The sequence below is a fragment of the Streptomyces lacrimifluminis genome, assembly GCF_014646095.1.
GTDB lineage: Bacteria > Actinomycetota > Actinomycetes > Streptomycetales > Streptomycetaceae > Streptomyces > Streptomyces lacrimifluminis.
The window spans coordinates 301569-315373 of the sequence record NZ_BMMU01000004.1; the positions used below are offsets into that span (position 1 = coordinate 301569).

Annotated in this window: 10 protein-coding genes; 6 read left to right on the top strand and 4 right to left on the bottom strand. The window is 70.9% G+C overall.

Annotated features, from left to right (window positions below):
* Positions 1–96: 96 nt before the first annotated feature.
* Complete coding sequence (locus tag IEY89_RS08910; RefSeq protein ID WP_189146744.1) at positions 97–867, top strand: intradiol ring-cleavage dioxygenase; 771 nt, start codon at positions 97–99, stop codon at positions 865–867.
* 150 nt (positions 868–1017) lie between these two features.
* Here the strand turns inward: IEY89_RS08910 and IEY89_RS08915 are convergent, their stop codons facing one another.
* The 3 genes from IEY89_RS08915 to IEY89_RS08925 form a co-directional block, all read right to left on the bottom strand.
* Positions 1018–1662 carry a DUF4360 domain-containing protein gene (locus tag IEY89_RS08915; protein WP_189146745.1) on the bottom strand — a complete coding sequence of 215 codons (645 nt, stop codon included), beginning with the start codon at positions 1660–1662 and terminating at the stop codon, positions 1018–1020.
* Between the two features lie 424 nt (positions 1663–2086).
* Complete coding sequence (locus tag IEY89_RS08920) at positions 2087–4387, bottom strand: N-acetylmuramoyl-L-alanine amidase (RefSeq protein ID WP_189146746.1); 2301 nt, start codon at positions 4385–4387, stop codon at positions 2087–2089.
* A gap of 176 nt (positions 4388–4563) precedes the next feature.
* Positions 4564–5022 (bottom strand): RrF2 family transcriptional regulator, encoded by a 459-nt coding sequence (locus IEY89_RS08925; RefSeq protein ID WP_189146932.1) that lies wholly within the window; start codon positions 5020–5022, stop codon positions 4564–4566.
* A gap of 98 nt (positions 5023–5120) precedes the next feature.
* Here IEY89_RS08925 and IEY89_RS08930 point away from each other — a divergent pair, with 98 nt between their 5' ends.
* Complete coding sequence (locus IEY89_RS08930; RefSeq protein ID WP_189146747.1) at positions 5121–8126, top strand: beta-galactosidase; 3006 nt, start codon at positions 5121–5123, stop codon at positions 8124–8126.
* 8 nt (positions 8127–8134) lie between these two features.
* On the opposite strand, the gene arfA is transcribed toward IEY89_RS08930, so the two are convergent.
* Positions 8135–9649: an arabinosylfuranosidase ArfA gene (arfA, locus tag IEY89_RS08935; protein WP_189146748.1), complete on the bottom strand. Its 1515-nt coding sequence runs from the start codon at positions 9647–9649 to the stop codon at positions 8135–8137.
* A gap of 237 nt (positions 9650–9886) precedes the next feature.
* On the opposite strand from arfA, the gene IEY89_RS08940 reads away from it, so the two are divergent.
* The 4 genes from IEY89_RS08940 (at position 9887) to IEY89_RS08955 (ending at position 13797) form a co-directional block, all read left to right on the top strand.
* Positions 9887–10489: a transcriptional regulator gene (locus tag IEY89_RS08940; protein WP_189146749.1), complete on the top strand. Its 603-nt coding sequence runs from the start codon at positions 9887–9889 to the stop codon at positions 10487–10489.
* Positions 10490–10596: 107 nt separating this feature from the next.
* The gene (locus tag IEY89_RS08945; protein WP_189146934.1) at positions 10597–11130 is read left to right on the top strand and encodes a toxin-antitoxin system, toxin component family protein; all 534 of its coding nucleotides are present in this window, start codon (positions 10597–10599) and stop codon (positions 11128–11130) included.
* On the top strand, positions 11127–12365 hold the full coding sequence (locus IEY89_RS08950; protein WP_189146750.1) for an MAB_1171c family putative transporter: 1239 nt from the start codon (positions 11127–11129) through the stop codon (positions 12363–12365). Before IEY89_RS08945 ends, IEY89_RS08950 begins: the two co-directional genes overlap by 4 nt.
* Positions 12358–13797: an FAD-dependent oxidoreductase gene (locus IEY89_RS08955; RefSeq protein WP_229695108.1), complete on the top strand. Its 1440-nt coding sequence runs from the start codon at positions 12358–12360 to the stop codon at positions 13795–13797. The genes IEY89_RS08950 and IEY89_RS08955 overlap by 8 nt, the downstream gene beginning before the upstream one ends.
* The last annotated feature ends 8 nt before the right edge of the window (positions 13798–13805 follow it).

Here is a 13805-nt window from a genome sequence, read left to right on the forward strand (position 1 = left end):
CCTTGTCTCACAACTGACTTGACGTGACATCACTTTGCCGAATCCCCAGCTCGTCGACAGCACATCGACAGCAAGCTCCACTATCTTGCCGTGTTCATGACAGAGATTTCGGAAACGCCCCCCACGGCGATCGGTCGCCGCACCGTACTGATCGCGACCGGCGCCACCGCCGCCACCCTGGCCGTGGCCGCCGCCGTGCCCGAATCCCCGGCCCCCACCGCGGACACGACCGCCCCGGTCGCCGCCGCGGCCGTCTGCACCCTCACGAGGGAGATGACCGAAGGCCCCTACTATCTCGACGGCCAGTACGTCCGCGCCGACATCCGCGAGGACAAGACCGGCATCCCCCTCAGACTCACCCTCACCGTCGTCGACGACGACACCTGCGCGCCCCTCGGCAACGCGCTCGTGGAGATCTGGCACTGCGACGCCCTCGGCGAGTACTCCGGCTTCGTCGGCAACAACGGCCACACCGAACCGGACAACGGCACCTTCCTGCGCGGCGGCGTGCTGACGAACTCCGTCGGCATCGCCGACATCACCACTGTCTACCCCGGTTGGTACCGGGGCCGCTGTGTCCACATCCATCTCAAGGTGCACACGAACGTCACGCTCACGTCCAACGGCTCGTTCACCGGCAGCCAGGAACTCCACACCGGCCAGCTGTTCTTCGACGAGACGATCACCGCGAAGGTCGCGGCACTCTCGACGTACGCGGCCAACACGGTCCCCCGCACCACCCTCGCCCAGGACTCGATCTACGACGAGGGCGGCGCCGCCTCCGGTCTCCTCACCCTTGCCGCGCTGGGGAGTTCGACCTCGGCGGGATACGCGGGGACGCTGACCGTGGGCGTGGAAAGCAGCTGACGCCGGCCGTTCCGGCGTAACCGCCGGAACGGGGGTGTGGACACCGCCGGCCGTGTCCACACCCCGCCCCCGCCGGGCCGGGCGGCAACCCGCTCACGGGTCGCCGCCCGGTCCGGCGGGCCTACAACTCCCTCACGGCTCCCGCGGAGGTCACTTCGCGGGGCACGGCTGCCACGCCAGGTGGTAGATCGTGTCGATCTCGCCGTCCGTCGAGTCCATCGCCATGAAGCTGGTGCCCGTCGACGAACCGGCGTTCACCCGCAGCTCCGTGTTGATGTTGAAGTTGCGCTGAACTCCACAGGGTGCCCAGACCAGTTGGGCCCACTCGGTGGTGTCGGTGGCCTGCCAGCTGTCGTTGTACGGGCCGTTGTACGAGTGGTTGCGGAACGCCGTGTTCGACGAGCCCTGGAAGTAGTACGAGGCCCGCTGGACGGCGCTCGCGCCCCGCTGAAGGGCTGCGAAGCCCCGGTAGTCGGCGCTGGCGATGGCGTAGGTGAAGCCCGCCGGGACGTGCACCAGCAGGCTGAGCTGGCAGTTCTTGCGGAACGCCGTCGGGTCGGAGTTGCCGCCGGCCTGGGCGAGGTAGTCGCTGTAGGTGACGGTGAAGGCGGTGTTGTCAGCGGAAACGGCCACCGCGGCCGTACCCGCGGGACAGCCGGAGCCGTTCACCGTGGCGACCTTGATGACGATCTTGTCCGCGGGCGGGTCCTCGAAGGACGACCCGGCGCCGTGTGCGGGTATCGCAGCGGCGAACAGAGCGGCAATCGCGCCGCTGACGAGCAGGCCACCAGCCATGGTTCTCCCTTTCATCGCAGTGGTGCAGTGGGGGGTGAGAATCACGCGTACACGCAACGGTCATGCACATGCCAAAGGCATGCACACGACTGCACCCAACCTGTGGTTGAGCCATGAAGGAACTGTGAAGGTCGAGCGGTCGCAGCATAGGGGGGCGGGCAGGTGTCGGCCACGTCGATCCCCGGCCAATCCCCGCCCCCGCGCGGCCTGTTTCCCCCGTCGATGTAACGCGCAGCCATCACCGCACCACCCGGAGTGCGCCCGGACTCCGCTATAGACCAACGGAATTGCGCAGTAGGTCCCCAGGGCGTCCACAGCCGCGATTCATGGAGATCCTCCCGAAAACGCGAACAGCCCGAGCACCGTACGAGGACGGTGCTCGGGCTGTTCGCGTCGTTCACGCGGGGAAGGGGAGTCGGACGTGCTACCTCAGGTAGACCAGACCGTCCGTGGTGACCGCCGGACGGCCGCTCGTGCCGACGACCACGATCTTGACCGTGTGCCTGGCGCTCGCGCTCCAGTTCTTCGTCCAGATCGCGTCGCGGTACTTCGTCGTCGCCGACTTCAGATCCACTGTCGCGACCTTGACCCCGTCCACGAAGACGTTCACCTGGCCCGACGTCGAGGCCCGCGACACCGCGAGGGCGGCCGAGCGGCCGGTGAACGTCCAGGTCAGTGAGGCCTTCTTGGCGGAGCTCGAGTACGACTTGCCGCCCAGGTAGCCGGTCGACGACTTCGTCGTCCAGGTGCCGGTGCGGGTCGCCGAGGTCTCCTGGAGGATCACCGGCGTACCGGCGACCGAGGCCGCCCCGGTGTTGCCCGCCTGGTCGTACGCCGTCATCGACCAGGTCGTGGCCGCACCGGACCTGGAGGTCAGGTCGGCGCTGACGATCGTCGGGCCGTACGTCTTGGCGACCGGGGCCGTCAGGCGCACCTCCTTCAGGGCGGCCGAGTCCGTGGCCTTCCACTTCAGGGTGACCGGGACGGCCGTCGTCTCCACCGTGCCGGCGCGCAGGGCGAGGTTCGGCGCGGTGGCGAAGGTGGGCGGGGTCGTCTCGGCGACGACGGTCGCGGCGGCGGTGGTCGTCGTCCGCCCGGAGATGTGGGTGGCCCGTACGGACACGGAGTGCGTGCCGAGCGCCAGGTTCGCCTTCGCGGAGGTCGCCGTACCGGCGGTGGTGGCGGTGACCTTGCCGTCGACGAGCACCTCGTACTTCGCGATCAGCTCGGCCGGGGTGGTCGCCGACCAACTGACCGTCGTGCCCGACTTGGTGTACGTCCGCGCGCCCGAAGTGCCCGCGCCGGTAACCGACTTGAGGCTGAGACCGGCGACCGGGCCCGCCGCATGGCTGCGGATGGTGGCCAGTTGGGCGTGGAGCTTGGTGCCCGGGCACTCGGTGGCGTAGCCGTCGCCGTGGCCGTGGATGGTCGGGAAGGAGAGCTGGTCGCCCGTCTTCCACGTCCTCCGGTTGTACTGGCTGGTCCCGGCGGCGCCCGCGGTGAGCGTGGTGGTGGCCGTCGGCCCGGGGTCGACTCCGTACTGGCCGAGCTTCCAGGCGGCGAGGCGGGCGACGGAGGTCAGGACCTCCGTCGGCGGTTCGACCAGGCTGTAGTTGCCGAGGACCGAGATGCCGGTGGTCTGGCTGTTGAAGCCGTAGGCGTGCGCCCCGAAGACCGGCTTGTCGACCCCGCCCTTACGGCCTTCGAAGATCGTGCCGCACTTGTCGACCAGGAAGTTGTAGCCGATGTCCTTCCAGCCGTTCGTTTTGACGTGGTACGTGTAGATGGCGCGGATCATCGCCGGGGACTGGTCGCACGTGTAGTCGTTCGTCTCGGCGGTGTGGTGGACGACCGCCGCCTTGATCCCGCCCGCGAGGTAGTCCGGCGCATCGGGGCTCATCGACTCGTCCGCGCCCCAGCCGGCCCGCGAGGTGATCGGCGGCTTGGGGGCGGTGGACGGCGGTGCCGTGGGGCCGGTGCTCGCCGAGGCGTCCGGCGTGGCCGGAGCCGAGGTTCTCTCCGGCTCAGTCGTCACGGGCGCGCTGCTCGGCGCCTCGGACGTGCCGGGGGAGGCCGAGGCGGACTCGGTCGGCGAGGCGGAGGCAGGGGCGGACGCCGAGTCCGTCTCCGTCGGCGAGGCGGACTCCGTCTCGTCCGGCGTGACCGTCGCGTCCGGCGACTCGGTGCCCGCAGCCGCCACGTAGCCCGCCGGCTCCAGGTCGGAGGTCGCACCGGTGCCGGGGTCGATCATGTCGACGCGCAGGCCCTCGGGCAGTTCGGCGGACTCCTTGCCGTCGACCCGGACCTCCACTCCGTCGGACGCGCCGACCCACGCGGGCTCGGTGCCGGCGCGGGTCGCGCCCTCCTCGCCGGGTCCGCTGTCCGCACCCAGCTCAAGCCAGGACGACCAGGTGCCGGTGCCGGCCTCACGGGTGCGGACCTCGACCTTGCCCGCCAGGCCGGCCGACGGGTCGGACCAGGTGACGCCGAGCATGCTGAACGGCTTGGTGTCCCGCTTGGCCAGCGTCGCCGAGCCGCCGTCGGCGGCCACCTTCAGCGTCGCCGCGTACTCCTCGCTCGCGATCGGCCCGGAGACCGGCTTGCCGTCGTCGGCCACGCTGTCCGCGCCACCGCCGCTCGCGCTCTGCACGATCAGAACCCCGGACACACCGGCGGCCACCACAGCCCCGATGCCCCACCCTCGACGCGATCTCAGCGATCTCATCCCCGTACGCACACCCTTTGCCTAGGCCCCACGCATTACATGCACATGTCGGGGCCAAGGTATCGGGAGAGTGAAGGTCGTCAACAACCGACCCGCAATTTCACCCGTGAAAGTGGTTTACAAGCGCTCCGATGGAGCAAAATAAAAGGCCCTGAAAGACTGGAAATTGAGAATATCTACGGGTTTTCCCAGGCGGCCGGTTCCGCCGCCAGCCCCCGTACCGGCTCGGGCAGCTCCCCCGTCGCCAGATCGGCGAAGGTCACCCCCTCCAGCACCTTGCGCACATTGGCGCGCAGCGCGACCCACAGGGGCAGCAGCGGTTCGGCGGGGCCCGTGTAGGCGAGTCCGGTCGGCCGTTCGCCGCGCACCGAGACGATGGGCCCGTCGACGGCCCGGACGACGTCCGCGACGGTGATCTCGGCGGCGGGGCGCGCCAGCCGGTAGCCGCCGTTGCCACCGCGCCGGGAGTCGACGATCCCGCCGCGCCGCAGATCGCCGAGGATGCCCTCCAGGAACTTGTGCGGAATGACCTGGGCAGCGGCGACGGTCTCCGCCTTCACAGCACCCTCGTCCTGCCGTACGGCGAGCTCCAGCACCGCTCGTACCGCGTAGTCCGCCCGCGCCGAGATCCTCATGGGGTCATTGTCGGTCGTCACGGTGTGGACAATGACCGCACCCGCTCATATCCACGCACCCACGCGCGTGCGGGGCCCGTACGGCCGAGGAGACCACGTTGGCGCTGAGCAGACGGACCTTCACCGCATTCGCCGGCACCGCCGCCCTCGGCCTCTCCCTCGGCGCGAGCGCGAGCGCGGGCAGGGGCTCCGGCGGCCCGGACGGGGCGGCGTTCGCGGCCCGCACCGCGCCCACCGGCCCGGCCCCCCACCCGCCCTCGGCGGACGGCCGCCGGCACACCGTCGGCTTCGACCGCTATTCCCTCCTCGTCGACGGCCGACGGCTCGTCCTGTGGTCGGGCGAGATGCATCCCTTCCGCCTGCCGAGCCCGTCCCTGTGGCGGGACGTCCTGCAGAAGATGCGCGCGCACGGCTACAACGCCGTCAGCGTCTACGTGGCCTGGAACTACCACTCCCCCGCCCCCGGCCGCCACGACTTCACGGGCGTCCGCGACCTGGACCTGTTCCTCCGCCAGGCCGCCGAGACCGGCCTGTACGTCATCCTGCGCCCGGGCCCGTACATCAACGCCGAGGTCGACGCCGGCGGCTTCCCCGGCTGGCTGACCGCGACGAGGGGCCGCGCCCGCACCTCCGACCCGACCTATCTCGGGCACGTCGACGAGTGGCTGACGGCGGTCAACAGGATCGTGGCCCGGCATCTCCACACCCGGGGCGACGGGACGGTCCTCCTCTACCAGATCGAGAACGAGTACGGCTCGTACGTCACCGAGCCCGCCGGCGTCGACTACATGTCTCACCTGTACGCCAGGGTCCGCGCCGACGGCATCGACGTCCCCCTCTTCCACAACGACCTGGGCAGGAACGGCTACTGGGCCCCCGGCACCTTCGACACCGGCGGCGAGCGAGGGCGTTGGCTGTACGGCTTCGACGGCTATCCGGACCCCGAGCAGATCCCTCCGGACTGGGGGCACTTCGGCATCGGCGGTGAGAAGGGCGGGGCCACGGCGAGTCCCGATACCCCTGGATTCATACCCGAGTTCGGGGGCGGCTGGTTCGATCCGTGGGGCGGGGCCGAGTTCGACGGTGCGGGGTACGCGGGGTCGGCGCGGACCCGGGACGCGGCCTACGAACGGCGCTTCTACCTCACCAACCTCGCCAACGGCATCACCGTCCACAACGTCTACATGACCTTCGGCGGCACCAGTTGGGGCTGGCTGCCCGCACCGCAGGTGTACACGTCGTACGACTACGGTGCCGCCTTCGACGAGGGGCGCCGGGCGACCCCGAAGGTCGTCCCCATGCACCAGTTCGGGCATCTGATGCGGTGCGTACCGGAGTTGGCCAAGCTGGACCGGGCCGAGGACATCACGGCGGGAGGTACCGCGCCGGGTGACGGGCGGATCAGGGTCTACCACCTCGCCAACCCGGACACCCACGCCCACGTGTACGTCCTGCGCAACGACTCCCCCGAGCCGGTCACCTCGACGCTCCCGGTCGCCGGGATCTCGCTGCCGGTGACCGTCCCCGCCTCGGACGCCCGTCTCCTCGCCGCCGGAATCGCGCTGGGGCGGCGCAGGTTGGCGTACTCCAACGCCCAGCCGATGCTGTGGCTGACCGCCGGGCGCCAGGACGTCGCCGTGCTCACCGGGCAGGTGGGTGAGGTGACGGTGACCGCGGTGGAGTGCGCGAGTGAGCCGTCGGTGACCGTGCTCGCGGGGGACGCGGAGTCCTCGTACGTGGACGGGCGGGTGCGCGTGAGCGCCCGACTCGGCGGGCTCACACGGGTGTTGGTGGAAGGCGGCGGTGTCCCGGCTCCCCTCCTTCTCCTGCTCGCAGACGACGAGACCTCGGTGCGGTTGTGGCCGCGCGAGACTCCGTCGGGGTCGGTGCTCGTGTACGGCCCGTCGCTGCTGCGGACCGCCGAACTGCGGGGCGACACCGTGCGGTTGACCGGGGACACCGTCGAGGCCTCCGACCTGGAGGTGTGGGCGCCGCACGGTGTTCGTGAACTGGTCTGGAACCGGGGGGTGGTGAGCGCGCTGTCCACCGACTCCGGGAGTCTGCGGGCCGAGGAGCCGCTGGCGGGGGTCCCGGCGGTCACGCTTCCCGCGCTGGGCGGCTGGCGGAGGCAGGTGGAGAACCCCGAGTCCGAGCCCGGGTTCGACGACGCCGACTGGACGGTCGCCGACCGGACTTCGACGTTCAGTACGACCGCCGTGCCCGACGGGCGGCCCGTGCTGTTCGCCGACGACTACGGCTTCCACTACGGAGACGTCTGGTACCGGGGCTCCTTCACCGACGCCACGGGGACCGAGTCCGTGTCCCTCGCCTACAGCACCGGAACGCAGGGGCTGCTGATGGCCTGGCTGGACGGTGAGCCGCTGGGCACGCACCGGATGCCGGTGCCGGACAAGAAGACCGTACGGAAGGGAAGTTGGACGGCCACGGCGACCTTCGGCATACCGAGGAAGGCGCGTACGGCCGGCCGGCATGTGCTGTCCGTGCTGGTGCGGCGGATGCAGCACGACATGGACGGGAAGGCGCTGGACACGCACAAGGTCGCGCGCGGGCTGACGGCGGTGAACTTCGCCGGTGCCTCTCCGGCGGTGAGGTGGCGGCTGCGGGGGGCGACAGCGGCTGGGGCCGATCCGGTGCGTGGGCCGCTCAACACCGGTGGGCTGTACGGGGAACGGTCGGGGTGGCATCTGCCGGTGTTCGAGGACGACGGCTGGCCCGTGGCCGGCCTTCCGCGTGCCGAGCGGCGGCAGGGGGTGAGCTGGTACCGGACCGGGTTCCGGCTCGCCGTCGGTCCGGGTGTCGACGCGTCGATCGGGCTGGTGCTGGAGGACGATCCGGCGCGCGCGTACCGCGTCCAGATCTTCCTGAACGGCTGGAACATGGGCCAGTACGTCAACGACGTCGGCCCCCAGCACACCTTCGTCCTCCCGAACGGCATCCTGCGCACCCGGGGCGCCAACACCCTTGCCCTGGCGGTGCTTTCGGACGGTACGACGGAGTCGGGGCCAGGGGAGGTACGGCTGACGCTGCTGGGGAGTGCGGCCGGGGGAGTTCCGGTGACGGTCGTACCCTCCCCCGGCCGGTAGGCGCCGACCTACGCGAGCCTGATCACGTTCCACGACAGCGGCTCCAGGACGGCGGTCAGCCTGCCGTCGCGGAGGGCGGTGCCGGTGGCCTGGTGCGGGGTGACGCGCTCCGGGTCGTCCAGGGTGTTGCGGGCGTCCGGGTCGGCGTCGGCGATCACGCTGTGCTCGACGACCGACGTCAACGCCAGGCCGTTCAGGACGACTTCGAGCGGCAGCGGCTGGGTCCGGTCGCGGTTCACGGCGAAGACGGTGACCGTGCCGTCGTCGGCGCGTACGGCGGTGGCGTGCAGCAGGTCCGCCTCGCCGTACCGCTTCGTCCCGTAGGTCGGCGAGTCCACCCGTACGTCGAGGACCTCGCCGCGCCCGTACCTGCTGGCCTGGGCGAACGGGAAGAACGTCGTCTGGCGCCAGGCCGGGCCGCCCGGCTCGGTCATGATCGGCGCGATGACGTTGACGAGCTGGGCGAGACAGGCGACGGTGACGCGGTCCGCGTGCCGGAGCAGGGCGATGAGGAGCGAGCCGAAGACGACGGCGTCGGTGACGGAGTAGACGTCCTCCAGGAGTCGCGGGGCCTCTGCCCAGTCCCGCGCGCCGGAGTTCTCGATCGCGTGCCACCCCGACATGTACCAGACGTTCCACTCGTCGAAGGAGAGGTTGATCTTCTTCTTCGACTTGAGGCGGGCGCCGACGTGGTCACAGGTCGCGACTACGTTGTCAATGAACGACTCCATGTCCACGGCGGAGGCCAGGAAGGAGTCGATGTCGCCGTCTTGGGGCTCGTAGTAGGCGTGCAGGGAGATGTAGTCGACCAGGTCGTACGTCTCCTGGAGGACCGTCGACTCCCACTCGGCGAACGTCTCCATGCCCTGACTGGAGGAGCCGCAGGCGACCAGTTCGAGGTCCGGTTCGATCTGGCGCATCGCGCGGGCCGTCTCGGCGGCGAGGCGGCCGTACTCCTCGGCGGTCTTGTGGCCGGTCTGCCAGGGGCCGTCCATCTCGTTGCCGAGGCACCACATCTTGATGCCGAACGGGTCCTTGTCGCCGTGCGCGACGCGCAGGTCCGAACGGGCGGTGCCGGAGGGATGGTTGGCGTACTCCTGGAGTTCGAGCGCCTCGGCGACGCCACGGGTGCCCAGGTTGACGGCCATCATCGGCTCGGCCTGCGGGCCGACCTTGCGGAGGAAGTCGATGTACTCGGAGAGCCCGAAGCGGTTGGACTCCGTCGAGCGCCAGGCGAGGTCGAGTCGGCGGGGGCGTTCGTCGACCGGGCCGACCGAGTCCTCCCACCTGTAGCCGGAGACGAAGTTGCCGCCGGGGTAGCGGACGGCGGTGACGCCGAGTTCGCGGACCAGCTCGAGCACGTCCGTGCGCAGGCCCGCTTCGTCGGCGGAGGGGTGGCCGGGCTCGAAGACACCGGTGTAGACGCAGCGGCCGAGGTGTTCGACGAAGGATCCGAAGAGACGGGGGTCGACCTCGCCGACGGTGAAGGCGGGGTCGATCGTGAAGCGGGCGGTGCGGGACATGGGTTCCTCTCCGACATTCGGCGTGCGGTGTTCGTGTTCGGTTCGGGTTCGGGTTCGGCACATCTGCGTTCTGATATCGGCGTTCGGCATACCGGCGTCCGCTCGTCACTTCGAACAGGACCGTAATTTTGGAGTGTCCGCACGTCAATGGCGGGTGGGCCCAACGATCGTTCCGCAATCTCCAACGATCGTTGGATTTTCCTGGTGCGCGGAGGTCCGGACGCGTAGGGTCGGCCCGTGAGTGAGCCCCTTTCAGAGACCCTCGCCCGCCTCGAAGAACGCATCGCCGAGGCCCGGCTCGATCGCGCCGAAGTCCTGGACGTACGAGGCCTGTCGGCCCGTACCGCTCTCACGGAGGGCGAGATCCAGGCACTGCTGACCGACGGCTCGGGGCCTCTGGCCGATGACATCGAGAGCCGTATCCGGCGCCGGGTGCGCACGCTCCACGAGACGCGGCTCGCGGCGAGCGGCAGGAAGCACGGCGAGGTCTGCAAGGAGATCGCGGACGCCCTGTCGATCAGCCCCGAGTGGGCCCGTCAGCTGCTCCTCGGCAAGAAGATGCCGAACGTTCCCGATCTCACGGCCCTCGCCGCGTTCTTCGGTGTCGAGCAGGGCACCGGCTTCTTCACCGACCCCGCGCCCATCGTCCTGAACCGTGAACTCCGCCGGCTGCTGGAGGACCTCGGCGGCGCCGAGGAGGGCCCGCTGGTCCGGTTCGCGACCCGGCACGGCGTCGTCACGCTGGCCCTGCGCGGCCGGCAGCTGACCCCGCGCAAGCAGGAGGCCCTCGCGGTGATGCTCGAAGGGCTGTTGAGCGGCGGCGAGGAGACGGAACGGTGACGCCGAGGGGGGTGACAAGGGGGAGGGTGACAAGGGGGGTGACGAGAGGGCTGCTGGCGGCGCTGCTGCCCGCCCGGGCCGCGCACCGCTTCCGGACCCGGGCCGCGATGCGCCAGCTGACCGGCGCTCTCGACGCGGCACTGCGGGAGCACGCCGACAGCCCCTCAGGCGGACGGGAGTTGTGCCGGGCGCTGTGCGAGGAGATGAGCGCGCGGCGCGGTCGGCGCGTCGAGCTGCGTTTCGAGCGCTTCCCCGACGAGATCGAAGTGACCGGCCTGTGGGTGGAGTTCCACGACTTCGACCTCGTCATCGTCGAGGAGCGAGCCGAGGCGGTGCAACAACTCGTCATCCTGGGCCATGAGTTGTGGCATCTGCACGCCGGGCACTGTCACCACCACAGCGCCGGCGCGACCGCCGCCCGGGTACTGGCCGACGAGCAGTCCTGGCAGGGCGGCGCGCTGGCCGTCGCCGCCCGCAACGGCTCCCGTGCTGCCGACGAGGCCGACGCCGAGGAGTTCGGCCACCGCCTCGCCACCGTCTTCCGGCCGTGGGTGGAGGGCCGTACGGCGAGCACGGGCAGCAGCGGCGTGCAGGCGTCCCTTGGCTATCGGGGCCGGGGAAGCGGAAACGCACGGCGATGAACCTCTCAGGCTTTCCCGGCGAGCCGTACTCCGTCCTCGTGTTCGGGACACCGATCGCGTTCCTTGCCGCCGCCCTGGTGTTCAAGCTGCCCAGCATCGTCAGACTGTGGCGGGACCCGCTGCGGCGCGCGGTCGGCGGGCTGCTGCTGCTCGCCTGCGGCATCTTCGTCCTCGCGGCGCCGCCGGCCGTCGCCTGGACCAACCGGGTCACCGGCGTGCCCAACATCGCGGCTCCCCTGGTGTACAGCTTCCTCGTCGCGTTCTGCGGGGCGAGTCTGCTGCTGATGATCGCGTGGCGCGGCGGCCTCACCGGCCCTTCGCCGGGATCGGCCAGGACGCGGCGCACGATGCGGCGGGTCGGCGCAGGGCACGCGGGGGTGATCGTCGCGCTGTGGGCGTTGTTCGCGCTCGCGGACGTGCCCGTGGAGCGCCGGCGGGACCTGGACACGTACTACGCCCGCACGCCCTTCATGCGGGAGCTGATCGCGCTCTACCTGCTCGCGCACACCGCGTCCTGTGTCCTGACGTACCGGCTGATCCGGAACTGGATCCGCACCGTCGCACTCGACGTGTGGCTGCGCCGGGGCCTGCGGTCGCTGGCCGTCGGCTACGCCGCCAACCTGGTGTTCGACGCGGCAAAGGGCACGGCCGTCGTCGCCCGCTGGACGGGCGCGGACCTGGACCCGCTCTCCACGGAACTCGCCCCCCTCGCCGCCGGCGTCGCCGCGGTCCTGATCGCCACAGGGTTCGTGCTGCCGCACGCCGGCCAGTATCTGCGCGACCGCTGGCGGATCCGCCGCGGCCTCCTCCGGCTCGGCCCGCTGTACGACCTGCTGCGCACCGCCACCGGCAGGGGCGTCCCCTTCTCGCTGCGGGCCACCCCGGAGCTGCGGCTGACCCGCCGCGAGACGTTCATCCGCGACGCCCTGCTCCAACTCTCCCGCCACTTCGACGAGGAGCTGCGGTGCCGGGCGTACGAGGCCGCCGTGGACGTGGGACACGGTCCGGGACGGGCGGGGGCGCTGGCGGCGGCGGTGACGATCCGGGACGCGATCGGGGCGCGCGCCCTGTCCCGTACCCCTTCGCCCCGAGCCACGGGCAACGCAACGGATTTACTCACGGACCTGCTCCAGGACATCGAAGCCGTGTCCCAGGTCCTGAGTCACCCCGACGAGATCGAGGCGGTGCGCGCCCTTGCGACCGCCACAGTGGAGAGCCTGCACGTATATGAGTGATCGCCCGACTTCCGTCGTCTCCCCCGCCGGACCCGCCACCGGACGCACCGTCAGGTCGGCCGTCGTGCTCGGCGGGTCGTTCGCCGGGCTGCTCGCGGCTCGCGCCCTGGTCGGGTTCGCCGACCGGGTGACCGTCGTGGAGCGTGACGTCCTGCCGGACGGACCCGAGCCGCGCCGGAACCTGCCACAGGCCCGGCACGTGCACACGCTGTGGTCCGGCGGTGCCCGGGCCGTCGAGGAACTGGTGCCGGGTGTGAGCGAGTTGCTGCTCGACGCCGGTGCGCACCGGCTGGCGGTCACCACGGACATGGTCGCGCTGGCGCCGGAGGGCTGGTTCCGGCGGTGGGACGAGTCGCACCACGTCCTCCTGTGCGGCAGGGACCTGCTGGACGCGACAATCCGGGCCCAGATCCTGGACGACGACCGGATCAAACTGGTCGAGCACGCCGAGGTGCTGGGCCTGGAGGGCACGGACGAGGCAGTCACCGGGGTGCGGGTGCGCGGTGCCGACGGCGGCCGGCGCACCCTGCACGCGGACCTGGTCGTGGACGCCACCGGCCGCGCCTCGCGCGCCCCGCACTGGCTGCGCGAGCTGGGGCTGCCCGAACCGCCCCGCCGTGTCGTCGACTCCGGGCTCGCGTACGCCAGCAGGATGTACCGGGCGCCCGAACCGGCACGACACGGCTACCCGGTGGTCAACGTCCAGGCGGACCCGAGAGCGGGCGGTCCGGGCCGGGCGGGTGTCCTCGTACCCATCGAGGACGGCTGCTGGCTGGTCTCCCTGTCCGGCACCCGGGGCAGCGAACCTCCCACGGACGGCGCGGAGTTCACGCGTTTCGCCCGCGAGGAGCTGCGTCACCCGGTGATCGCCGACCTGCTCGCGGGAGCGGAGGCGCTGACGGACGTCTCCGTCACCCGTACGACGTCGAACCGCCGGCACTACTACGAGCGGATGCCCGCCTGGCCGGAGAACTTCACGGTGATCGGCGACGCGCTGGCCGCGTACAACCCGATCTACGGCCACGGAATGTCGGTGGCGGCTCAAAGCGCGGTGGCCCTGCGGGATGTGATTCACCGTCAGGGATGGGGTACGCCCGGGCTGTCCCGCCGTATCCAGAAGGCGGTGGCCCGCCCGGTCGCGGCGGCCTGGGACCTGGCGACGAGCCAGGACATCTTCTACCCCGGCGCCACAGAACAGGGCCCCACCCTGCGGGACCGGCTGCTGGCGGCGTACGTGAGCCGCCTCATGCGCACGGCGACGGGCAACGGCCGTATCGCGCGCCGGGTGACGGACGTGACGTCCCTGGAACGCGGCGCGGAGGTACTGCTGGCGCCGAGTGTCCTGCTGGCGGCGGCGATCGGCCCGTTGAAACCGCCGCTGAGCGGGCCGCCGTTGCGGCCGGAGGAGTGGAAGGTTGCGGAGTGGGAGTGACGGAGTGG

Excerpts from the sequence above, each read along its gene's own strand:
- IEY89_RS08920 (WP_189146746.1), bottom strand. The coding sequence starts at position 4,387 with ATGAGATCGCTGAGATCGCGTCGAGGGTGGGGCATCGGGGCTGTGGTG.
- IEY89_RS08945 (WP_189146934.1), top strand. The coding sequence starts at position 10,597 with ATGCGCCAGCTGACCGGCGCTCTCGACGCGGCACTGCGGGAGCACGCC.
- IEY89_RS08925 (WP_189146932.1), bottom strand. The coding sequence starts at position 5,022 with ATGAGGATCTCGGCGCGGGCGGACTACGCGGTACGAGCGGTGCTGGAG.
- arfA (WP_189146748.1), bottom strand. The coding sequence starts at position 9,649 with ATGTCCCGCACCGCCCGCTTCACGATCGACCCCGCCTTCACCGTCGGC.
- IEY89_RS08950 (WP_189146750.1), top strand. The coding sequence starts at position 11,127 with ATGAACCTCTCAGGCTTTCCCGGCGAGCCGTACTCCGTCCTCGTGTTC.
- IEY89_RS08910 (WP_189146744.1), top strand. The coding sequence starts at position 97 with ATGACAGAGATTTCGGAAACGCCCCCCACGGCGATCGGTCGCCGCACC.
- IEY89_RS08915 (WP_189146745.1), bottom strand. The coding sequence starts at position 1,662 with ATGGCTGGTGGCCTGCTCGTCAGCGGCGCGATTGCCGCTCTGTTCGCC.
- IEY89_RS08955 (WP_229695108.1), top strand. The coding sequence starts at position 12,358 with ATGAGTGATCGCCCGACTTCCGTCGTCTCCCCCGCCGGACCCGCCACC.